This is a genomic window from uncultured Clostridium sp. (assembly GCF_900547735.1).
GTDB lineage: Bacteria > Bacillota > Clostridia > Lachnospirales > Lachnospiraceae > Otoolea.
Genome location: NZ_URHZ01000087.1, coordinates 1 through 22082, shown reverse-complemented (window position 1 = coordinate 22082; position 22082 = coordinate 1). Strand labels below are relative to the sequence as shown.

At 48.5% G+C, this 22082-nt stretch carries 20 protein-coding genes; 7 read left to right on the top strand and 13 right to left on the bottom strand.

The window, feature by feature from the left end:
- The first annotated feature begins 136 nt into the window (after positions 1-136).
- Complete coding sequence (locus QZT18_RS20450) at positions 137-907, top strand: IclR family transcriptional regulator (RefSeq protein ID WP_294150943.1); 771 nt, start codon at positions 137-139, stop codon at positions 905-907.
- A 178-nt stretch (positions 908-1085) separates the two neighbouring features.
- Here the strand turns inward: QZT18_RS20450 and groL are convergent, their stop codons facing one another.
- Positions 1086-2705, bottom strand: a complete 1620-nt coding sequence (gene groL / locus QZT18_RS20445; protein ID WP_294150940.1) for a chaperonin GroEL — start codon at positions 2703-2705, stop codon at positions 1086-1088.
- Between the two features lie 44 nt (positions 2706-2749).
- Positions 2750-3034 carry a co-chaperone GroES gene (locus tag QZT18_RS20440; protein ID WP_125143264.1) on the bottom strand — a complete coding sequence of 95 codons (285 nt, stop codon included), beginning with the start codon at positions 3032-3034 and terminating at the stop codon, positions 2750-2752.
- 367 nt (positions 3035-3401) lie between these two features.
- Here QZT18_RS20440 and QZT18_RS20435 point away from each other — a divergent pair, with 367 nt between their 5' ends.
- Complete coding sequence (locus QZT18_RS20435; RefSeq protein WP_294150937.1) at positions 3402-3827, top strand: hypothetical protein; 426 nt, start codon at positions 3402-3404, stop codon at positions 3825-3827.
- A gap of 18 nt (positions 3828-3845) precedes the next feature.
- Complete coding sequence (locus tag QZT18_RS20430; RefSeq protein WP_125143262.1) at positions 3846-4610, top strand: IclR family transcriptional regulator; 765 nt, start codon at positions 3846-3848, stop codon at positions 4608-4610.
- Positions 4611-4732: 122 nt separating this feature from the next.
- On the opposite strand, the gene QZT18_RS20425 is transcribed toward QZT18_RS20430, so the two are convergent.
- Positions 4733-5413 (bottom strand): TetR/AcrR family transcriptional regulator, encoded by a 681-nt coding sequence (locus QZT18_RS20425; RefSeq protein ID WP_294150935.1) that lies wholly within the window; start codon positions 5411-5413, stop codon positions 4733-4735.
- 203 nt (positions 5414-5616) lie between these two features.
- A complete protein-coding gene (locus QZT18_RS20420; protein WP_294150934.1) occupies positions 5617-6957 on the bottom strand; it encodes an APC family permease in 1341 nt (446 codons plus the stop codon).
- Positions 6958-7339: 382 nt separating this feature from the next.
- Between QZT18_RS20420 and QZT18_RS20415 the strand changes: the two genes are divergently transcribed.
- Positions 7340-8584 (top strand): 4Fe-4S dicluster domain-containing protein, encoded by a 1245-nt coding sequence (locus QZT18_RS20415; RefSeq protein WP_294150933.1) that lies wholly within the window; start codon positions 7340-7342, stop codon positions 8582-8584.
- A gap of 70 nt (positions 8585-8654) precedes the next feature.
- On the opposite strand, the gene QZT18_RS20410 is transcribed toward QZT18_RS20415, so the two are convergent.
- The 7 genes from QZT18_RS20410 to QZT18_RS20380 all read right to left on the bottom strand — a co-directional run bounded on the left by QZT18_RS20410 (position 8655) and on the right by QZT18_RS20380 (position 17406).
- On the bottom strand, positions 8655-9140 hold the full coding sequence (locus QZT18_RS20410) for a hypothetical protein (protein WP_294150932.1): 486 nt from the start codon (positions 9138-9140) through the stop codon (positions 8655-8657).
- 406 nt (positions 9141-9546) lie between these two features.
- Entirely contained in the window at positions 9547-10416 is an 870-nt protein-coding gene (locus QZT18_RS20405; RefSeq protein ID WP_294150931.1) for a tyrosine-type recombinase/integrase, read from the bottom strand.
- A 522-nt stretch (positions 10417-10938) separates the two neighbouring features.
- Entirely contained in the window at positions 10939-11526 is a 588-nt protein-coding gene (locus tag QZT18_RS20400) for a hypothetical protein (protein WP_294150930.1), read from the bottom strand.
- 89 nt (positions 11527-11615) lie between these two features.
- Positions 11616-13340, bottom strand: a complete 1725-nt coding sequence (locus QZT18_RS20395) for a hypothetical protein (protein ID WP_294150929.1) — start codon at positions 13338-13340, stop codon at positions 11616-11618.
- Positions 13341-13405: 65 nt separating this feature from the next.
- Positions 13406-14296 (bottom strand): carbohydrate ABC transporter permease, encoded by an 891-nt coding sequence (locus QZT18_RS20390; RefSeq protein ID WP_294150928.1) that lies wholly within the window; start codon positions 14294-14296, stop codon positions 13406-13408.
- 31 nt (positions 14297-14327) lie between these two features.
- A complete protein-coding gene (locus tag QZT18_RS20385) occupies positions 14328-15176 on the bottom strand; it encodes a carbohydrate ABC transporter permease (RefSeq protein ID WP_294150926.1) in 849 nt (282 codons plus the stop codon).
- Positions 15157-17406, bottom strand: a complete 2250-nt coding sequence (locus QZT18_RS20380; protein WP_294150925.1) for a hypothetical protein — start codon at positions 17404-17406, stop codon at positions 15157-15159. The genes QZT18_RS20385 and QZT18_RS20380 overlap by 20 nt, the downstream gene beginning before the upstream one ends.
- 278 nt (positions 17407-17684) lie before the next feature.
- Between QZT18_RS20380 and QZT18_RS20375 the strand changes: the two genes are divergently transcribed.
- From QZT18_RS20375 to QZT18_RS20365, 3 genes are all read left to right on the top strand, one after another.
- A complete protein-coding gene (locus QZT18_RS20375) occupies positions 17685-18359 on the top strand; it encodes a response regulator transcription factor (RefSeq protein WP_294150924.1) in 675 nt (224 codons plus the stop codon).
- A gap of 13 nt (positions 18360-18372) precedes the next feature.
- Complete coding sequence (locus QZT18_RS20370; protein WP_294150922.1) at positions 18373-19752, top strand: cell wall metabolism sensor histidine kinase WalK; 1380 nt, start codon at positions 18373-18375, stop codon at positions 19750-19752.
- Positions 19753-19903: 151 nt separating this feature from the next.
- Complete coding sequence (locus QZT18_RS20365) at positions 19904-20578, top strand: bifunctional 2-polyprenyl-6-hydroxyphenol methylase/3-demethylubiquinol 3-O-methyltransferase UbiG (RefSeq protein ID WP_294150921.1); 675 nt, start codon at positions 19904-19906, stop codon at positions 20576-20578.
- Between the two features lie 98 nt (positions 20579-20676).
- Here the strand turns inward: QZT18_RS20365 and QZT18_RS20360 are convergent, their stop codons facing one another.
- Together QZT18_RS20360 and QZT18_RS20355 are read right to left on the bottom strand one after the other, a co-directional pair.
- Entirely contained in the window at positions 20677-21420 is a 744-nt protein-coding gene (locus QZT18_RS20360; protein ID WP_294150919.1) for an AAA family ATPase, read from the bottom strand.
- Positions 21421-21537: 117 nt separating this feature from the next.
- Entirely contained in the window at positions 21538-21813 is a 276-nt protein-coding gene (locus tag QZT18_RS20355) for a hypothetical protein (protein WP_294150917.1), read from the bottom strand.
- Between the last annotated feature and the right edge of the window lie 269 nt (positions 21814-22082).

Below are 22082 nucleotides of genomic sequence, written 5' to 3'. Positions count from 1 at the left end.
ATCCCCTCCCTCTCACCATCCCGCCCCCCGACCGTCCCGGCGGCGTTCTCATTCCACAACTAAATCCCTCCCCAGATTGCTTTTTATGGCATTTTCAGGTAATATTAAGTTATCACAGTTTGGAGGATACTTTCATATGGAAAAAGAGGTACGCCTGATTCAATCAATCCAAAGGGCGTTTAACATCATTAACTGTTTCAATAACGACAACACCGAGTTATCCCTGCCACAGATCAGCGAAAAGGTGAAGCTCCACATCAACACCACCAGAGGCATTGTAAATACCCTGGTCGCCAACGGCTATCTGGCTTACAATTCCGAAAAGAGTACTTATTCCCTGGGGTTAGTCTACATCAACAAGGCGGATCTCGCCACAGGAAATAATATCAAGAGGCTGAAGAAAATGGCAGCCCCGTTCCTCAAGGACATTGCAAACCGTTTTCAGGTTTCAGGCCTGTTGCAGGTGATTACGAACAATAATATCTTCACGATCGAGAACATAAGTCCCGACAATTCCCACTACATTCTGAACAGCAGGGTCAATCTTACCTTTGATCTCAATTCCACGGCATCGGGCAAGCTGTTTCTGGCATATATAGACAAGCCCCTCAGCGAGTATTATATTTCCAACATGGAATTTATTCCCTATACGGCCAATACCCTGCTCACCCGGGAAGCCCTGGAAGCGGAACTTGTAAAGATCCGCGCCAACGGATATGCCACTGAATTTGAGGAGATTGGGCTGGGAGTCAGTTGTGTGGCCGTTCCTATCTTCAAGGACGGGGAGAGCCTCTTCGGAACCGTCAGTATCATTGCATCCAGTTCCGTCATCACAGCCGTTATGGACTCGGCGTTGGAGCCGCTCCGGAACTGTGCACAGTTTATTTCGGAAAATATCCGTCCATAATCGGAGGGTTCTTTCATTGTTCAGGGGGAGTTCGGAGAACCTTCCTGTCGAACAACGAAAAAAGGAATGCTGAAAGCGCCGGTCTGTCCGGGCTGCTTTCCGCATTCCTTTTCTATATTAATGATTCCGTTATTTTACAGATACTGCCTTACCCTTACAGGGATACGGAAACCTGGGATTACATCATTCCCATTCCGCCGCCTGCCGGCATAGCAGGAGCGTCTTCCTTGATATTCGCTACAACTGTTTCTGTTGTAAGCAGAGTGGAAGCTACGCTTGTTGCGTTCTGAAGAGCGCTGATTGTTACTTTAGTCGGATCCAGGATACCGGCTTCCATCATATCTACATACTCTTCTTTGTATGCGTCAAATCCTCTTCCAACAGGAGCTTCTTTTACTTTGTTGATGATAACGGAGCCTTCCAGACCTGCATTGGCTGCGATGTGGAACAGTGGGGACTCTAATGCTTTGAGGATAATGCGTCCGCCTGTCTTCTCGTCTCCATCAAGGCCTGCAACTAATTTCTCAACTTCTGTTGCTGCGTGGATGTATGCAGAACCGCCGCCTGCAATGATTCCCTCTTCCACGGCTGCCTTTGCTGCGGATAAAGCATCCTCCATACGGAGTTTTGCTTCCTTCATCTCTGTCTCTGTCGCTGCGCCTACGCGGATAACGGCAACGCCGCCGGACAGTTTTGCAAGTCTTTCCTGAAGTTTCTCTCTGTCGAAATCAGATGTTGTCTCTTCAATCTGAGCTTTAATCTGGGCAATTCTATCGGAAATTTCACTCTTATCGCCGATACCGTCAACGATAATTGTGTTTTCTTTCTGAACCTTAACAGATTTTGCACGGCCTAACTGATCCATGGTTGTGTCTTTTAAGTCAAGGCCTAATTCTTCTGAGATTACCGTACCGCCTGTAAGGATAGCGATATCTTTTAACATCTCTTTTCTTCTGTCGCCGTAGCCTGGAGCTTTAACACCCACTACGGTGAAGGTTCCTCTTAATTTGTTGACAATCAGAGTGGTCAGAGCCTCGCCCTCGATATCCTCGGCGATGATTAACAGCTTGGCGCCTGCCTGCACAACCTGCTCTAAAAGAGGAAGGATTTCCTGGATGTTGGCAATCTTCTTGTCTGTGATTAAGATATATGGATCATCGAGGTTTGCTTCCATCTTCTCCATGTCTGTTGCCATGTATGCGGAGATGTAACCTCTGTCGAACTGCATTCCTTCAACCAGGTCAAGTTCTGTCTTCATGGTCTTGGATTCTTCAATTGTGATAACGCCGTCTTTGGAAACTTTCTCCATAGCGTCTGCTACCATCTGGCCCACTTCTTCGTCAGCGGAAGAGATAGCCGCAACTCTTGCGATGTCTGCCTGGCCCTTTACCGGTGTGCTCATTCCCTTGATCGCTTCAACGGCAACTTCTGTGGCTTTCTTCATGCCTTTTCTTAACACGATTGGGTTAGCGCCTGCTGCCAGGTTCTTCATTCCTTCATTAATCATAGCCTGTGCAAGGACCGTAGCTGTGGTTGTTCCGTCACCGGCCACATCATTTGTCTTTGTGGCAACTTCTTTTACCAGCTGAGCGCCCATGTTCTCAAATGCATCTGCAAGTTCGATTTCCTTTGCAATTGTCACACCGTCGTTTGTGATAAGCGGAGCGCCGAAGGATTTGTCGAGAACTACGTTTCTTCCTTTCGGTCCAAGTGTTACCCTGACTGTATCTGCTAACTGATTTACGCCTGATTCAAGAGCTTTTCTGGCTTCAACGCCATATTTAATTTCTTTTGCCATGGTTCATCAACCTCCAAATTATTCTGTCTTATTATTGTAACTATTTACTCGATAACAGCTAAGATATCGTTCTGTTTTACGACAACATATTTTTCTTCGTCCAGTTCAACGTCTGTTCCTGAATATTTGGAATAGATAACTTTATCGCCTACCTTAACCTGCATTGTTACTTCCTTGCCGTCTACTACTCCGCCCGGGCCTACTGCGATTACTTCAGCCTGCTGTGGCTTTTCTTTTGCCTGGCCTGGTAAAACGATACCGGATTTGGTGGTTTCTTCTGCAACCAACTGTCTTAAAACAACTCTGTCAAATAATGGCACTAATTTCATTACTGACTCCTCCTTACTGTTTTGTCTTGTTTTTATTTGCTTTTCATAATGTACTTTGCATTGTGCATCTCTTATGCACTCAGGCCTTTAATGTGTTTTTCATTTACAAAACAAGTTATACCACGCTTTGTTAGCACTGTCAATAGTTGAGTGCTAACTTTATACATTTTTTACATTCTTTCCTGTTTTTATCAGGCGGTCTCCTAAGAAAGGATACATTCCGCCTTTTTCATGCATCTTCCGCCACCGCCCTGTTGTAAGGGTGCAACCCTATTTTATTACATCTTTTATAATTTATTCTTAGAATCCCTTTATTTTTTGGTAAATCCGTATTACAATAAGCTTAATTACAGAAAGGAGTCTTATTATGGCAAAAAAACACATTGGAAAATTTTTAACCTTTGCGGCAATCGCCGGTGCGGCCGCAGCGGGAATTTCCTATTTCTTACAGTACAAATCCTTCCATAAAGAACTGGACGAAGAGTTCCATGATTTTGAAGATGATTTCGATGAATTTGAAGATACAGACGATAATGACAGCCCCGTAACACGCAACTATGTTTCCCTGACACCAGACAGGAAAGCGGAGGAAGTGAAAGAGGACGTCGGCGAAGAGCCGGACGACGCGGAAGACGAAGAAGTTTCCGCCCTCTCCGACGAGACGTCTGAGGCCGAAGAACAGGCCGCCGCTCCGGAGGAAGTGAAAGCAGAGAAAGAAGCTGAAGTTTCCGAAGATAAGAAGGAAACCGCTCAGGCGGATACCACCGTGACCGTTGAAGAGATGACCGAATAAGACGGAGGGACTGCACTTATGATACAGAGCCTCCTTCGCTCCATGGAACTTTTGGAGCTTTTAAAAGAGACTACTCATAAATACTCCATCGCAGAACTGTCTGAGGCGACCGATCTTCCGCCCAGCACCATTCACCGTATTCTCCAGACCTTCTGTGAGAAGAAATACGTAATGCGCGATGAACATGCACACACTTATCAGCTTGGCCCGGCCCTGATTTCACTCGGGCGCGCCGCCGCCAACAACGTCCGCATCCAGGAAGCCGCGCTTCCTATCCTCAAAAATCTTTCCTATAATACAAGGGAAGATTCCTATCTGATCATTCAGGTAGGGGACAAGGGCCTGGTTCTGGATAAGATGGACGGTCCAAACCATCTGAAGGTGGTGGAGGAATTCGGTTATGAGATGGATCTTCACTGCGGAGCCATCCGCAAGGTCCTCCTGGCCTACCAGGACCAGAAATATATCGACTATTACCTGAACAACATCCTGGACCGCCCGGAATCTTTCCCGCAGATCAGCCGCAATGCCCTGGCTTCCGAGCTCAGGACAATACGTGAACGCGGAATAGCGGTCTCCCACGGTGAATACGTCCATGATGCAGTGGGAATCGGAGCTCCGATTTTCGGTATTGAGGGCAGGGTTGCCGCATCGGTCGGGATTATCGCCCCGTATTCCAGGGTCGCCGATGATACCCATCTGAACCACCTGGAGGAACAGGTGAAGCACAGCGCGGCCGAATTATCTTATTATATGGGACATACGTTTCAAAAGAACTGCTGAGCTATCTAAGCTGCGCAATGCGGTTCCATACAGCAATGAAAAACCGGGAAAACCCGTCCTCTGCAGGGCATGTTTTCCCGGTTTTTCATTGACGGCCGGAGCATGCGCACCGGCCGCCGTCGTCATTTGTAAAGCTCAGGGTTCTCCCACAGGATATGCTCCACGATCTCGCGGCTTCTCCGGCAGCATTCCTCTATAATCTTCTGCTCGTCCGGAAAATGCCACATTCCGATGGAAACACGGAATACGCTGTCCGGTATGGACTCTTTTAAATACAGTTTTTCCTTTCCGTACAGGACCATGGCGCTCTCCATACAGGCGGAAACATAGTTTCCATAGGTGGCGGTGCGGATCGCATCTTCCTCGGAAAGTTCGGGGCAGTATTTCTTCCAGATGCGCAGATCCGTCTCAATGCCGGAATCCGCCAGCACCTCGAACATGATATATTCCCTCAGGACATCCTTATAGAATTCGAAAAAAATCGGGGTGGAAAAAACCGTATAAGACAGCCGCTCCAGTACCGCCGAATAGAGCGCAGGTTCATTCTCCCAGTCCACATAGCGGTGGACCGCCTCGGCAAACTGGCCCATCTTTCCCTTTACCAGCTCTACGGCCACCTCCCGCTTATTTTTGAAATAATATGTGATAAGTCCGTGGCTGACCCCGGCATCCGCCGCAATCTGGCGCATGCTGGTCTTTGTATAGCCATACTTTTGAAAAAGTCCGTAGGCAATCTTCAGTATCTCCTTCTTTGATTCTTCCGCCTTCTCTTTTCTGGAATTTTCTTCTTCACTGTTCCTCATAAAATCATACCTCTCAACCGGTCTCATTGCCCAGACAGACTGAGCCTCTGATCCTATTATAGGATAAGGCCGGGAAAAAATCAAATGGAGGTAAAAAAAGCCGGGCGGATCCATTCTCCGTCCGGCATACTATGTAATCGATTATCAACTGCTAAAGCAGCCTTTGTCTCGGATCGTTACCGCCCGCTCCGCATTTGGCAAACTCAGGCTTCCTCGTAGCTGACCTCAATCTCCACACCCGATTTGCTGTATTTCAGCATCAGGTACGGATAAATAAGAGCCACGCCCAGATAGATGAACAGACCGATAATATCCGCCTTTGTCAGCTCAATCGCCAGGAAGTAACAGAACATGATATCCACCAGGGCGCTGACGATACATCCCGCCTTGTAAACTCCCGGTGACACGTGGAACGGCGATTTCTCCCAAAGATCCGGAATTTTCTTCGGAAGCGTCAGCAGACAGAGTGAAATAACAACCGTGGCCGCACTTGCCAGGAAATTACCGACATTTGCAATGGTCGACATATCCCAGCCAAAGATAATAATGGATGCGGTCAGCAGATAAATAATCGTCATGATCCAGTGGTTCGTCCCAAACCGCTTGTTCTCGGCCGCCAGAAATCGTGGGAACCAGCCGTCCTCACACGCCTGGGCCAGAGGAGGCGTAATCCATCCAAACAACGCGTTCAGTGAGGTTATCAGCGCAACCATGGCGCCGCCGACCATGAAGAAGATGTATACAGGTCTCGGGAAAATCTCCGCCGCCACAAGGCCCAGGGACTTGCCTGCCACTTCCTCTACCGGAAGGACACCCGCGGCTACAAATGCCATGCCTGTGTAAAGAAGGCTCACGACGAGCGTTCCGACAATAATCGCAAACGGGATATCCTTTGTCGGTTTCTTACACTGTTTTCCAAAGTTAATGATAAATACCGCGCCGCTGGGAGCCATGCTCAGAAGAGCCGTCGCTGACATGAATCCGTTAAACCCGCCGAAAAAGAAATCATCTCCGCCGAAGAATCCCGGTTTGATTTCAGACACGCCGAATCCGATAAAAGTACTCAGCGCTATAATCAGAACCACTACAAGCACATACTGGACCTTGGCGGCGATTTTTACGCCGAACAGGTTGATCAGATAAAAAACGGACAGACAGGCAAAAGCAATTAACCTTCCGTTGACATTCGGGAAAAAGTCCAGCACATAATCTGCAAAGGACAAGGCATACATCGATGCACCGAAAAAGAAGCTGATAAATATTACGGCATAAAGGCCTGCAAAATATTTACCGCCGAACATTGCCGCCTGCGTGTAAAAACCGCCGTTCATACGGATCGTTCCGCCTGCAAAAAACTGCGGGATCGCTTCAAATAAAACGAGCACGCAGGCAAACAGAAAGGCCCATACCGCCGACCGCCCCGTCATGCCAATCGCAATTCCCGTGACTGCCATAATCCCCCCGCCGATTACATTGCCCACGGCCAGCATAACCAAATCCGCCCTGCTTAAAATTTTCTCACTGTGTGACGCTTTACCTGACATACTGCTACCTCCTCCTAATCCTCTTTCGCCATTTTCCGTTTCTTTTAAAACAGTAAATCCTTCGTGTCCTGCGCTCTTTTTGGGCATCACCGCCGCGCAGAAAAACGCTGTTTCAGGTTTTGTGTAAAGTTTTGAAATGTTTACGCGTTTCATTCCCTAATCTCACTATACTATACATGTATAGCGAAGTCAATAATATTTCCATCGGCTTTATCACCGAAAATAACGGTTATTATTCGTTAAAAATGCCGATTTTTTATTATTTTCATTTCTTATATTGATTTCACTTTACATGTATAGTATTCTAAGGACAGTATTGAGGATATTGCATCGAATACAGTAGAAACAGCTTTTTAGTAAAAACTTAAAGGAGATTACCGCTATGAAAAAAAGGAAATGGGAACATCTTTTCATCTCCCCCTCTTACAGACCTCCCCTCCTGGATGATCTGTACGATGAAGAGGGTGATCTGAACACCGGCCGTACCCGCGGGCAGACTTATTCTTCCAATGAACTGTTTGAAGCATGTAAGGCTCATATGGGACTTTCATGGTTTTACGAAATACCCGAAAAGAATCCATTTGTCGGGGAACACGTACACGATGTGGATGAACTGATTTTCTTCATGCCTGCCTATACGAAAAAAGGCGACGACACCAATGTGAAGTGGGGAGAAGCCGTTATTTATATGGATGGGGAGCCTTATACGGTGACGGACAACACCTGCATCTACTGTCCGGCCGGCCTGAAACACGGTCCGATCGTCTATAACCGGATTGATATGCCGCACTGTTTCCTCACCGTCCTCATGACGGATAAATACACACGCCTTGAAAACGGCAAGGTTGTGGATTTTATAAACGGACAGTATGTGCCGGTAGCGGATGCCCCTGCCGAAGAAGGGGCGGATACTGCGCCCGAATCGGCCGGCGTCCCCTTTGATCCGCTTCCCGTATTCGGGCTGAGCGAATCGAGCTCAAACGAAGAAAAGAAAAAAGCCGCCTGCGGCTTTATCAGACGCGGCGGATATATGATATTCGGTACCATTGCCACAGACGGCATCACTCCGACCACAAGGGGCCTGGAGCTGCATTTTCTGGATGATGAAGAAAACATGTACATTGGAGTCGCTAAGGGAAAACCCGTCTTTCACGAGTTGATGCGCTCTCCCTGTCTCTCGGGATGTGTAACGGAAATGACTGTAAAAGATTTGGCCCTCTCCGTGCGCATCAATGCCCACGTCAGGCTTTTGGAGCCGTCAAAAGCTCCTGAAATCTATGAAAGATACTGGCAGTTAAATCCCGGGACAAAGGCGCTGTATGCCAAAGACCTGGATATGTTCCGCATTTTTATTCTCGACAGAGGGGAAGGGGAAATCTTCCATCTGCCCGAGGATGACGAGGTTACACGGGTACGTTTTTCTTTCGGAGAGCAGGCCGTGCGTCCCTGGGCCTATGAAATAGGCGGCAGCTGTATCGGCTGCGGCGCCTGCGCAGAGGCCTGCATGAAAAATGTAATTACACCCGACGGCAATGGGAAATATCAAATTAACCATTATAGCTGTCTCGAATGCGGCCGCTGTTACATGACCTGCCCAAATCAGGCAATCGAGTGTAATTGCCGGTAGATTTCAGAGGCAGACCGTCCCCCATGGATTCCACAGAGTGCCGGCCAGGCCGGCACTCTGAAAAAGATGTCTATACGGGCTCTCTTTCTTTCCGCTGCTGTTCTGTCTCATATTCAACCGCCTCCGCTATAAGCCGGATGCAGTCAAGCGTGCTGTTATAAGGTTTCTCGATACTCTTCTCCGGCCAGGCAATGCTGCCCTGCCAGCTTGAATGATAACGGTATCGTGTATGGACTACAAAAAGGGCTATATAGCTCTCCCGCCCCATCCACGTGTCCTGACCGTCATCGTCAGGCTTGTCACGCAGCACGAAGCCGTCATCCCCGCTCTCTTTCTGCTCCAGAAATGAAACGGGTAAAGAATCAGGCCTCTCAAGACCCAGAAAATCATAGATCCGGTCCATCTTTATTGCAAAGTCCCCCATTCCGTGAAATAAGACGGGTTCCTTTAAACAGTAATTGACGATTCTCCCCGACAGGATTCCGTCCTCACATTTTTCCACATATACGACAGAACATGCCGCCATTGATGAGATACTCTTTTTTTCTGTATTCAACGGTTCCGTCCCTCCTTCCTTCTCTCTTCTTCAATGCCTCTTTATCATATTTTCCAGGAGGCTTTACTTCTAAACGGTATTATGTATTCCGGTCACATAATTCAGATTATGTGACTAGTTAGAAAATGTATTGGTAATTATAAGGAATACATGTTTATTGTAAAACATAAACGGACTTTTTTCAACGCCGGCCGGCCACTGATCCCTGTTTTTTACATTAAAAATCAAATATTCTCCAGCGCCCATACCATATCGAGCGCGTCAAATGAAAAAAAGCATGACAAAATAATTTGGCATGCTGCTTTCTGTGCAAATTCATAATCTTCTTATAACTCCCAAGTTATGTCATGTTTAGAAACAAACAAGTTTAATATTATACATTTTCTAACTAGTCACATAATCTGAATTATGTGGCGCCGCAGGCACCTCCCCATTCCTGGACAAGACCAAGCTGGGAAATAATTTTTTTGTGCTCCTCACCGGTTGTTGCCGTATAAATTCTGGTCGTCTCGATACTGGCATGTCCCAGCACCTCGGCAAGGCGGAGGAGATCCTTTTTTAACCGGTAAAACGTAAAGGCAAACAGATGGCGCAGATTATGCGGAAATACCTTTTTGGCATCAATTCCCGCATCCCGGCAGAGTCTCTTCATCCTGCGCCAGATAACGCTGCGGTCAACGGCGCTTCCGTTCCTGGATACAAACACCGGCCCCGATGTAATGCCGCTTCTGATAAGATATGTTTTCAAAAGCCGCACCAAAGCTTTCGGCAGAAAAATAACCCTGGATTTTCCCTTATTGTCGACATAGGCGTAGCCGGCCGCCACAGCCTTGACATCGATCGCCGAGAGCTCACTGACCCGGATTCCGGTGCTGCAGATCGTCTGCATAATCAGATTTAACTGGAAATCGCCTTTTCGCTCCGCGCTCTCAATCAGCCTCTCATACTCCTTTTTGCTTATAAAGGAATCGTTTCTGCAAAAAAACGTTTTCTGTATCTTAAACTGCTGGACTTTACAGTCGCTCCATCCCAGGTATTCAAAGAAACGGTTCAGGGCTACCAGCATGGAATTTGCGCTGCTCACCCTGTAAGATTCCTTCAAATATTGCTTGTAACCTATAACCTGTTCTTTGTTGACCCGTTTCCCCTGGGGAAGAAATTTGTAAAAATGCATGATGTCACGGATATACTTTTCAATTGTCAGCTTCGATTTTTCTTCTTCATACAGTTTGCTTTCATATTTTTTAATATTTGCCAGTCTGATTATCTTGTCCATTCTCTGTCCTCCGTTTTTTATAATTACACTATATATAAAAATCGGGAAAAGGGATCTGGAATTTTATTCCATTTTATGAAATTTTAATATTTTTATCTGAAATTAGGTGTTTTATCACCTCAAATGAGCCTGAATCCACTGTTTAGAGAACTTTCCTTTCGAACAACGAAAAGCACGCTTCGCGAACTTTTTATTGCCACTCAGAACAAAAAGTTCCGCTTGCGGAACTCTTGCGCTGCCGCGCGGTTGCTTCTGCAACCATTTGCCTCTGCGCGGCATGTGCATCCTCGCGGAGCGTTTTTTATTCATAGGACGTAATTTCCTATGAATAAAAAAAGTGACCAGCCGGGGAGCTGGTCACTTTAAGGAGAAGGTATTTCGTTCTTATGGGGTGTAGCAAAAACTATATAATGTATTGGGGGGGGTTACGAGTATTATAATATCACACTCTATCCGAAAAGTGTGCACAAAGATCTTCCAGTTTCAAAACTTTTTTCGAACATTTTGAATAAAACCGGGGTGCTATTCAAAGCCAAGAGCCTCCATCCTGGCCTTCAGACGCCCTCTTCCCTGAAAAGAAAATGCGGCTTTTTCTACCGGACCCTCATCCGCCGTAAAAAAAACAGCCTTTTCCTCTCTGTCTATCACCGCGGCAACGGTATACATTTTATCACCGAAGGCAACACGGCAGCCCGCCGTGTTTACGGAACCAAACAGGGACCATGACACCTCCCTTGTGAGGATGCAGTCTTTTTTGTCCATCACCGCTTCAAATGAACCGCTCAGGACTTTTCCGGGAAATGCCAGGGATACGGGTCCGTTTACATAGATTGTCCCCACTCCTTCTTTTTTGCCGGAAACGGGTTCCTTTATATTTCCGGCCTCCCCATGGCGCCAGCCTGCTATATTGACAAGTCCTGTCATCCCGCCCTTTTCCCGTTCCTTGATATCCTCTATCTCTTCCATCGTGACATTGCGAAGCTGCAAATCCCGTTCCTCCCGGATCAGGGCGCTGCTTCCCCTGATTCCCGCCGCCGCTGCAAATGTCCCTGTCCCGGATAGGAGAAGAAGCACCAGCAGCAATACTCTTTTTCCATATTTTATTTTCACCGCTTCCCCTCCTTTCTTTCGCTTTTCTTACCGCTTACTCTCTTATTCCGGTTCTCTTTCAGCCTGATTTTCTTTTAGCTCATTTTCTTTTAACCATCCACATCTGCGAGTTCCGCCATCAGGCGCACCCGGTCGCCCGCTCCGATTACACGGTCACTTTCGGTTATCACCGGTTCCTCCGGGCTGAGCGCTCCCTCTACGGCCGCCATCGTATCACCGCTGATAAGAAGATCCAGTTCTACTCTGGCCGCTTTATACTCCTCACCGAGGATTGTCTTCTGCTTACGCATCACGAGACAGTAATAGCCGGTGACATCCTTTCTCAGGGCTTTTACCGGGATAAGCTGCCGGTAGACATCTCCGCCCTTCTGGCATTCAAAGTATGCCTTTTCTCCCAGAACCGCTTTACCCGCAGGAAGACTGGCCGTAAACTCACCCGTGTCCTGGCTGCTGACAAGATCCACCTGCCCGACTACCGCCTTCACGCGGTCTTCGCTTCCTTCCATCCTCACCAGCAGTTCATCTCCCGCCTTCAGGCTGTTATCGTCCTCGCGGTCAAAGGTTCCGTGCAGTCTCAGTTCCCCTGTGGAGAGGGTCAGACGCTCCGTTCCCGCCACCTCTTTTCCCGCTTCTATCTCCACGGCGCTGACCGTCCCGTCGCAGGGAGCATAGACCATTCCCTGACGTTCCATCAGTCTGCCGATTTTTTCTTTTTCTTCTTTCAGTTCTTCCAGTTCCAACAGCTTTGCCTCGTTCCGAAGCTCCGACAACCGTTTTGTCTGCTCCTTTGTAAGCGCCGAAGCCTGGTCTTCCCTCGCCGCGTTCTGCAGCGCCTGGCGCGCCGTTTCAGCCGCCCATTCCGCCTGGATCCTGGCATCCTCCGCCGCTTCCAGCGCCTTTGCCTCCTGGTTTACCGCCGACTCATAGTTTTCCTTTAAAGCCAGCTTTGCGCTGTCCGCCTGACGTCCCGCCCGATCATAAATATCTCCTTTATCACTCATTTCCTCCCTGGCCCGGTCGACTTTCAGATCCCAGCTTTCCTCCGCCGTATCCAAATCCTCCTCGTAGCGTTCCAGATCTTCCCTCAAATCCTCTAATTCATCTTCGTCCGGTTCTTCCTTTTTCTCCAGCTTCTCGATCTTTTTTTCCGTATCCTTTATCTTTCTTTTAATCTCGCGAAGCTGCGCGTCGCGCTCCAGCTTTGCCGACTCATAATCCGTCTGACTCTGATCGTAATCGCTGCGGCTTTGATCCCGCAGTTCGTCGTCCGAGAGTTCCAGACGTATCTCGTAATACTCCCTGATCCTTTCGAGATTTGCGTTATATTCGGCTTCCGCCTGTACCTTCTTGCCATTTTGGCGTTCCAGCGCCTTCTCAGCCATGGCAAGCTCCTGGGCTGCGGCCTCCACCCTGGTAACTCCCGTAAAGCTTTCCGCCCCGAGCCGCTCTCCTTCCATCTCCAACTCCGTCTTTTTAATCTCTTTTGAAAGTTCCTTCATCCGTAACTCCAGTGAATCCATTGAATAGGAGAACAATGCATCCCCCTCCTTCACCGCCGTCCCGGCTATTGCCTCTATCTTTCCCGCTTTCAGCCCCTTGATCAGGGAAACTTCCTTTGTATCCCCGGCCTCCACGCTTCCATTTCCCTCCACCGTCTTCATAACGGTTCCCTGGCTTGCATAGGCTGTCCTGACTTTGGGCGTCTCATAAACATCGATCACTCTGGAAATAATAGTGAAAATGAACATGCAGGCAAAAAAGCCAATCAGAAGACGGCGGTATATTTTTCGTTTCAGTTTTTCATTTTCTTCCATACTGCCTCCTTTCCCTGATTTGCCTCAGCGCAGTTCCTGTATTTTTATAGATAACTGTGTTTTGTCTACTCCTTGATGCCCGACGAGGCAATTCCCTCCTCCAGGAAGGTCTGCCCGTTCAGATATAAAAGCACCGGCGGCACCATTGTAATCAGCCCGGCCGCAAAGGCCAGGGATGCCTTATCCGCCGTTACATTTGGAAGATAAAGGGACAGCGGCCACAACTGTCTGTTCTTTAAGAATGTAAGCGGCTGTTCAAGCGCATTCCAATATTCAAAGAAGTCCAGGAGCACAGCCGTCATGATTCCGGGAAATCCCATGGGAATGCCGATCCTGAAAAAAATGGTCCACTCTCCTCCTCCGTCAATGCGGGCGGCCTCCAAAAACGATTTTGGAATGGATTCGAAAAACTTTTCCATGATATACACGGGGAAGGTGGAAAATATTCCCGGAAGTATGACCGCCAGATGGGTATCCAGTATTCCGAACCGGTCCAGAACGAGATAGGACGGCACCATCATGACCTGAAACGGCATGACGAGAAGAATCAGATAAAGAAGGAAGAAAAGCTTTTTAAAGCGGAACTCATACCGGGCAAAGGCCCACGCCGCCGGCATTCCAATAAGAAGCTGTCCGGCCAGAACACTGAAAACCTGCAGGCAGGAATTCCAGAACATCACAAAAAAGCCGGGTGAGCGAAGAAGCAGATCGGCATATGGCTTCAGAGACGGAAAGTCGGGAATCAGGGCCGGAAGCACCGGCTCTTTCCCTAAATCCAGAACCGCCAGGTACCTCCGCACCAGCTCATCCTCCGGCATAAAGGATGCCGCCGTCATTAATATAAGAGGAAACAGGACGAAAAGAAGGCAGACAAATAACAAAAAGGCTCCCGTAACGGCTTTTGCCGGACGGTTCCGCTGAAAACGCACACGGCTGAAAACCGATGTCTTTTTCATTCCTTCCTCCCCCCTCTTCTCAAAAATTTTTTTATTCATCCCGGCCGGCCCTGACGACGAAAGGTGTCAGAAATGCACCTATGATAATCGTCAGCAGCACCGCCGCCGCACACATCTTCTGTATATCCAGATTGAGGAACCAGTGGTTAAACAGGTGCTGCAGCAGATAAATCCTGTCATTTGGATAGGAACCCGCCACAATATAGGCCTCCCTGAATACTTTAAAAGAATTGATCACGGCCAGAAACAGAATCATGCCGGAGGCTTTTTTCACCTGTGGGATTGTAACATATACAAGTTTCTGCAGCCATCCGGCTCCGTCCACCTCCGCCGCCTCATAGAGCTCATCCGATATTCCTCCCAGGGCCGCCAGCCAGAGAAGCATCTGATACCCGGTATTTTTCCACAGATAGGCAAATACAAGAACGGTAAAGGACGATGGTCCGTATATCCAGTCGGTATTGAGCTTAAACAGTCCGTTAATAATTCCCTGTTCGCAGAAGACCATCCTCCAGAGAAGAATCACCGCCGCCGAAGGCACAGCCACCGGCATCACAAGAACCGTCTTAAAAAAACTCTTTTTCCGGCTGTACTGATAAACCAGCAGAGACAGAAAAAAAGAAATCACCATCAGAAGCGGCAGCGCGACTGCCATGAACCGCACCGTATTGACAGCCGCCAGGCGGAATGCCTGGTTTTGCAGAACCCCCTGATATACGCTCAGGCCCGCGAATGTCTTGCCTCTGCTGTCAAAAAAGGATCTCCTGAAAGCATCGGCAAAGGGAAGCAGAACAAAGGCTGTCACTCCCAGCAGGCTGGGGGCCAGGAAAAACCAGGCCCCGTTTCTGCTTACTGCTTTTTTATTCCCTCTCATTGACATAGAGCTTCATCTTATTCTCAATGGCCTGAACCGCATCCTCCACTGTTTCTTTTCCATTCAGATAATCTTTGGAGCCGTCTACGATCATATCCACAATCTGTTGATCGATCAGGGCCGGAATGCTTGCCGTGCGTACGATTGCCATAATTTTGTCGCGATCCGCCTGTACCGGCCAGGAACCGCTTAAGTAGATTCCCTCTCCGCTGCTCATGGAAACGCTGCTCTCGCTCTCCGTCTTCGCCCATTTATCAAGGCTGCTGCTTCTCACCGAGAAACCGTCTCTCAGAGATTCATCCTGCACTTCGGTGTCAAACAGAGTTTTGATAAATGCCTCGGCGTTTTCCCTGTTCGGGCTGGAGGCATTGATACCCGCCACTACGTTCGGCATGTATATTCCTCCGAGTGATTCAATTTCGCTGTTAACAATCACCGCCGCCGACAGAGGAAGCATCGCGCTGTCTATCGAATTGAAGATCTCCGCGCCTGCCGCACACCGTTTTGCCACAACATTGTAACTGCTCTGTCTTCCAAATCCTCTTGGAATTACCGTATTGTTCACCATGAAGCGTTCCATATCGGCCTGGGCATAACTTACCTGGACATTGCCTTTTTCCCCGGCGTTCTTCACTGCCGCGAGATAACGGGCCAGCACATCGCCGTCCACGGTGCCGTTTTCATTAAACAGTTCCTTATAGCAGGTGTATGACGTCATGTTGATTATATTTTCGTAGATATCGGGTGCGAAAAGGGACTGAGTCTTGTCATATGCCGCCATCTTGTCGATATCCTGGAATGCGGCTACCGCTTCCGGTTCCCCAAAAATAACCGGTACATCAATACGGGCAGGCATGTAATAGATTTTTCCGTCCTCGGCCGTAAAATTGCTCCTCACATTGGCCAGCAAATCGTCCTTATCCGCCTCAAACAGGCTGGTGATATCCGCAAGAATTCCTTTGTTTTTATAGGTCTGCATCGGCAGTCCGTCTAATATCAGCACATCGGCGCCTTTTCCGTTTAAAAGCTCCGTATTCAGGGCGCGGATCACGTCCTCCGTCACTTCCTCTTCCTCATTCTCCACGGCAATTCTGAAATCCACCTTAACCTGGGGATTATTCTTCTGAAGGATGGATGCCGCCTGACGTACCGTGGCATTATCTCTCAGCGCATATACGGTCAGGGTTTCCGGCGGAACCGTGTCCACCGTCTCATCATAGTAGTAGTGAAGCACTTTCAGCCTTGAATCTCCCGTTGAAAAGACTCCGTAATAGTCATTATCCGGACCTTTAAAGAAGCTCCTCATAAACATATCCTGGCGTCCCATGGAATTCAGGCTGCCGTCGATAAGCTGTTCCCAAACCGTGCCGTCCCTTCCGGTGCGGTAAAGACCGGTCTGGCTGGCAACGTAAACGTAACCCTCATCATCGGTAAAGACAGGCATCTGCCACACGTCGCGCCCCTTGTCGGGCAGGTCATAGCTTCCCGTCTGAGTTCCCGTTTCGAGATTATATCTGACAAGCTTCTGGTTGTTTAATGTCAAACACTCTTCCCCTGAGACTGAAACCGGAATTCTTACATCCATTCCGATAAAGTCCTGGGCCAGGGACGCACGCATTCTTCCGTCGGACTGATATATGTCAGCCTGTGATGTCTGGGATACCAGAAAACTCTCTCCGGGAAGCGCCGCTATAAAGTCAGGGATAATTCCGTAATCTTTTCCCTCTTGTACCTTAAAGACATCCGACAGCAATTCCCGTGTTGTTCCATCCTCCTGCGTCGTCCATAGATGGAATATGTAGTTATCATCAAAGCCTCCATAATAGTATATTCCGTTTTCATCCTGCATCATCTTCGAGGGCCTTATCCCCTCAGGCTCTGCAACCGCTTCGCCCTCCGTCCACCCGGATTTAGAATCCAGGCTGTAAAGTCTGGCCCTGCTGTTCTCATCCGGAATACAAAAAACAAGGCTTTTATCTTCTTTTTGTACAACGTCTACGAAGCCGTTACCGGCTATTTCCTCCGGCAGTGCGATTTCTTCCTCCATATAACGGCCCTTGGCCGACTGCCCTCCCGGCGCCGTGCTCTCGTTCTGAGTCTGGCTTATCTCACCCGTAGAGGTTTTTCCGCTGCCGCAGGCAGACAGTACCGACATCGCTCCGACAGCCAGTATTCCGGCTGCCGCTGCCGCGGTCCTCCCTTTTCTTTTTATCCAGCCTGTTCCTCTATTCTTCATATGGTTCTCCTCCCTGTATTAAATCTGTTTCATCTCAGAATGAGCGGCGTTCCGGGTTCCTGTTTTTCTCTTTTTCATATGAAATCGTATGAAAACACCTCGCGGAATACCTCCCTCTGAACTGTTATCTCTTATTTTACAGAACACATCTCTAAAAATACTGGAAAAACACCCTATTTTTTTTGAGATTTTTTAGAGAATTATGTGCTAGACTAAAAGCAGGGATATTTTATATCAAAGTAACATACCGAGACGGAAATATGAGGCGAAATAAAATTATGAAGATTTTACTGATAGAAGACGATGAAGTTTTATGTGATACTCTGAGGCTTTCCTTAGACAAAGCCGGATACGATACGGAAATCTGCCACAGTGGAACAGACGGCCTTCTCTTTGCGTGTTCCAGCGCTTACGACTGCCTGATCATTGACCGCATGCTGCCGGAGATGGACGGGCTGACGCTTCTGCAGGCGCTCAGAAGGCGGGGCATCCAGACTCCCGCCATCTTTTCCACTGCCCTGGACGGACTGAACGACCGCGTAAACGGACTGGATGCGGGGGCCGACGATTATATTGCAAAGCCTTACGCCGTGGAAGAACTGCTTGCCAGAATCCGTGCCGTCACCAGAAGGCCGGGACGAATTGAAGACGATCGCGCCCTCATCTTTGAAGGACTCATGTTCCTGAAAGAACAGCGTGAACTCCGGTATCAGAATTCTTCCGTTACCTTATCTAAAAAAGAAGCTTCCCTGGTGGAGTATTTTTTCAGGAATCCCGGCAGGACACTGAACCGTGAAATGATCCTGACCTATGTCTGGGGTTCTTCCAGTGAAGTGGAGGAGGGAAATCTGGACAATTATATTTATTTCATCCGGCGCAGGCTATCGACTTTAAAGGTTCCCGTCCGGATCGTAACGGTTCACGGCGTCGGATACCGCCTGGAAAAAGCTTAGAAAGGATGGGATTATGTTCCGCAAGGCACAAAAACAGCTTACCATACTCTATACCGCCCTTACCGGCATCATTCTCCTCCTGCTTCTGGCCCTGATCTTCTACCGCAATATCACGGTCCGGGAACAGCAGGAGATCACCGATTTTAACAACCTGTGGTTTTCCGCCAGTTCCCGGATCCAATCGGACGCCTATATCAGCGACTCCTATCTGGCACAGACCGAGGTAATGAACCGATCCGTCATTTATATAGAAGAAAATGGGTTACCTCTGTTCTTTTCAGGCGCCTGGACGCCTCCAACCGACAGAACTTCCCTGATCCGCTCCGCTTTTGACACGGCCGGTGCGGAGGGAGTAAGTCCCAGCCACCCTCCCGTTTCTTCATCCATGAACCAGACCTCCCTTCTGCGTATCAAGGGGAACCGGGGTGATTCCTACTACGGCAGGGTCATGGTGCTGACAACCGATCATGGGGCAAAATGCCTTATGCTCCTTTCCTATATTACCCCGCGACTGGCCCTTGTGCTTCAGAGCCTGCCTCTTTTTGCCCTCTCCGGGGCTGTGGGACTGTTCGGAATCCTGATTATCAGCTGGTTCCTGACGGGCCGGGCTCTTTTGCCGGCCAGGGAGAGTGTGAAAAGACAGACCGAGTTTGTGGCCGCCGCATCCCATGAGCTGCGTTCCCCACTGGCCGTGATCCGCTCCAGCCTCTCTGCGCTTCAGGGCGAACTGTCGGAAAAACTTCCCGACCGGGAAACGGACACGGAAATTCCGCCGGATCACATGCACATCACATGGAAACAGCTCATCGGCAATGCAGACCGTGAATGCCAGAGGATGGCAAGACTGGTCGGCGACATGCTGCTCCTGGCTTCATCCGATGCCGGTACCTGGGCCCTGCACAGGATGGAGACCGAGCCTGATACGCTTCTGATAGAGGCATATGAGGCGTTCCTGCCCATATGCAGGGAGAAAAATATAAGCCTCACCCTGGCGCTTCCCGAGGAACCACTGCCCCCTCTTCTGGCCGATAAGCAGAGGCTCCAGCAGGTTATTGCCATCCTCCTTGACAACGCCGTCTCTTATACTCAGAATGGAAAATCCATCTCCCTTAAAATGTATAGAAAAGAGGGCGGAAGACATATCAGTTCAGACCTTTTCCGGACGGTCATTGAGATATCCGACAGCGGGAAAGGTATCCCCGATGAGATGAAATCCCGGATTTTTGATCGTTTCTACCGCGGTGACTCTTCCCGGAATGACAAGAAACATTTCGGACTTGGCTTAAGTATCGCAAAAGAGCTGGTGGAAATGCACGGAGGCACCATTGCCGTCTATGATAATCCGGAAGGCGGGAGCCGTTTTGTTATCACCCTGACCTTGCAGCAGGCATAGTCAGTGCTGTTTCATGAAAAAATTCTGTATAAGGGAAAAGATTTTGTATTAATATGAAAAATTGGAATCAATGAAAGGATTTTGTACGAATATAAAAAATATGTACTAATGTAAAGAATTCTTGTTTGAACAAAGAGAAAGGAGAATGAAAATGGGAAATTATTACCAGGAAAACCTTAATGCAAACGGATTGTATCAGGTTTATCAAACCGGCATCCCGAGAATCGAACAGTATTTGAGGGCCGAAACAGACTATGTCAAAAAAAGGCTGACCGGAACCGAACACATTCTTGAAATCGGCGCCGGATACGGACGCATTATGCGGGAACTCGCTCCCGCCGCAGCCTTTGTCACAGGCATCGAGATTTCTGAGGATTCGGTACTGTTCGGAAATTTCTACTTACAGGACTGCACTAACTGCCGCCTTTTACCGATGGATGCCTATAAGCTGGACTTCCATGAAGAATTTGATATTGTGGTCTGTCTGCAGAATGGCCTGTCCGCCGTTAAGGGAAATCCGGCAGAACTCATAAACAGATGCCTGTCCTCTTTGAAACCGGGCGGCACCGCTTATTTCAGCACCTACAGTGAGAAAATCTGGGATACCCGCCTTGAATGGTTCCGGGAACAGGCCCGAAAAGGGCTCCTCGGAGAATTGGATGAGGAGAAAACGAAAGACGGAATGATTTACTGTAAAGACGGGTTCTGTGCAGTCACACTTTTCCGGGATGATTTAACCGCTCTGGGTGAATCTGCGGGCTGCCGTTATGAAATCGACGAGACAGATGAATCCTCATTATTTCTTATTCTCTACAAGGATGCCTGAAAAGCTGCTCCTTACTGCTCTTCTGAAAACAGTAACGAGTTACTGATACAATCCGTGCAGCACTTTTCATCGTCAGGAGCTGGTTAACTTATCAGTTGTTATCCATTGTCATCGGAAAGCAGGCGTTTCAGCATGACCTCCCTGTTGTTGATAAACATCTCCATTACCTGGAAACAGTCCGCTTCCTCGTAAGAAATGGGATGGATATAACCGTCATCCAGCGAAAGGATCTCAGCCTCCGGAATTCCCAGCAGAATGGGGGAATGGGTCGCTATGATAAACTGAGCGCCGCTTTTCAAATAATTGTAGATTGCAAGCAGGAGTGTGAGCTGTCTTTGAGGAGACAGCGCCGCCTCCGGCTCATCCAGAAGATAGAGCCCCCTCGAACGGAATCGGTTCTGCGCCAGGGCCAGAAAACTTTCCCCATGCGACTGGCAATGCAGAGACTTTCCTCCATAATATTGGAGATAGCCGCTTCTCTCCTCCTCATAATCATCAATCTGGCTGGCCACATTATAGAAACTCTCCGCCCTCAGAAAAAATTCATCTGAGGGTTTTCTTATGCCTTTGACCAGCCGGATGGCCTGTCCCAGCTCCGAATGGGTGTCACGGGTAGAAAAGTTGAAGTTTCTCGTCCCGCCCTCCGGGTTGAACCCCCAGGCCACCGCAATCCCCTCCAGCAATGTGGATTTACCGCTCCCGTTCTCCCCCACCAGAAATGTCATCGGATTTTCCAGGACCAGTTCCGGTAATTCAGCCAGCGCCGGTATCTGCCGGATATAGAAATCCTCGGAAAGGCACTCCTGGCGTACTTGCACTTCCCTTATAAAGTTCATATTCATTATGCGCCCTCCATCAGCTCCCTGGCGAAAATTCCGGAATTTTTCTTTCAAGGCTGATACCTGATACGTAAATTACCATGGCAGAAAATTTTACTGCAGTATTAGCCAGTTACTCCTTTATTCCTTCAACCCATATTCCCGGTAAAGCTTTTCCCGGAATTCCCGGTCGTCCGCCGCTCTGAGCAAATCCTCCTGACGGGAGTCTTCCAACAGTTTTTTTGTCAGTATGGCAAAGGACATCTCACCTTCTTCACGCCCTTCCTGCCTGCCTTCTTCCCGCATCTGCCTCATCGTCTTTTCTTCGTCATACTCATAAATGCTCACTTTCATCGCCTCCGCTCTGTTGTTTTTCAGGAACTCTGACAGCACATTGTCCCTGATACACTCTTCCACCGCTCAACGATATCCCGGAAACCTCTCTGCATAATAAAATAGGGTTCTGCAAGGCATCAAGATTTCCTGGAAATCTAAGTTTAAGAAATGACTTAAGACGCGGCTTTCCGCTTGAAATGTTAAGAAATAATATGCTTTGAAATTAGTATAGCACAGTAAAAATGATAATTCTATCCCTTATCATTTTTGTTCAGGACAAACGAATGCGTAAATAAAATAGGGATTTAATTGAGGAATGAGAACGCCGCCGGGACGGTCGGGGTTCGGGA

Bases quoted from the DNA above. Each gene is read 5' to 3' on its own strand.
- QZT18_RS20375 (WP_294150924.1), top strand. From the start codon at position 17,685: ATGAAGATTTTACTGATAGAAGACGATGAAGTTTTATGTGATACTCTG.
- QZT18_RS20405 (WP_294150931.1), bottom strand. From the start codon at position 10,416: ATGGACAAGATAATCAGACTGGCAAATATTAAAAAATATGAAAGCAAA.
- QZT18_RS20430 (WP_125143262.1), top strand. From the start codon at position 3,846: ATGATACAGAGCCTCCTTCGCTCCATGGAACTTTTGGAGCTTTTAAAA.
- QZT18_RS20395 (WP_294150929.1), bottom strand. From the start codon at position 13,340: ATGGAAGAAAATGAAAAACTGAAACGAAAAATATACCGCCGTCTTCTG.
- QZT18_RS20385 (WP_294150926.1), bottom strand. From the start codon at position 15,176: ATGTCAATGAGAGGGAATAAAAAAGCAGTAAGCAGAAACGGGGCCTGG.
- QZT18_RS20425 (WP_294150935.1), bottom strand. From the start codon at position 5,413: ATGAGGAACAGTGAAGAAGAAAATTCCAGAAAAGAGAAGGCGGAAGAA.
- QZT18_RS20365 (WP_294150921.1), top strand. From the start codon at position 19,904: ATGGGAAATTATTACCAGGAAAACCTTAATGCAAACGGATTGTATCAG.
- QZT18_RS20440 (WP_125143264.1), bottom strand. From the start codon at position 3,034: ATGAAATTAGTGCCATTATTTGACAGAGTTGTTTTAAGACAGTTGGTT.
- QZT18_RS20370 (WP_294150922.1), top strand. From the start codon at position 18,373: ATGTTCCGCAAGGCACAAAAACAGCTTACCATACTCTATACCGCCCTT.
- QZT18_RS20450 (WP_294150943.1), top strand. From the start codon at position 137: ATGGAAAAAGAGGTACGCCTGATTCAATCAATCCAAAGGGCGTTTAAC.
- QZT18_RS20380 (WP_294150925.1), bottom strand. From the start codon at position 17,406: ATGAAGAATAGAGGAACAGGCTGGATAAAAAGAAAAGGGAGGACCGCG.
- groL (WP_294150940.1), bottom strand. From the start codon at position 2,705: ATGGCAAAAGAAATTAAATATGGCGTTGAAGCCAGAAAAGCTCTTGAA.
- QZT18_RS20360 (WP_294150919.1), bottom strand. From the start codon at position 21,420: ATGAATATGAACTTTATAAGGGAAGTGCAAGTACGCCAGGAGTGCCTT.
- QZT18_RS20390 (WP_294150928.1), bottom strand. From the start codon at position 14,296: ATGAAAAAGACATCGGTTTTCAGCCGTGTGCGTTTTCAGCGGAACCGT.
- QZT18_RS20435 (WP_294150937.1), top strand. From the start codon at position 3,402: ATGGCAAAAAAACACATTGGAAAATTTTTAACCTTTGCGGCAATCGCC.
- QZT18_RS20420 (WP_294150934.1), bottom strand. From the start codon at position 6,957: ATGTCAGGTAAAGCGTCACACAGTGAGAAAATTTTAAGCAGGGCGGAT.
- QZT18_RS20415 (WP_294150933.1), top strand. From the start codon at position 7,340: ATGAAAAAAAGGAAATGGGAACATCTTTTCATCTCCCCCTCTTACAGA.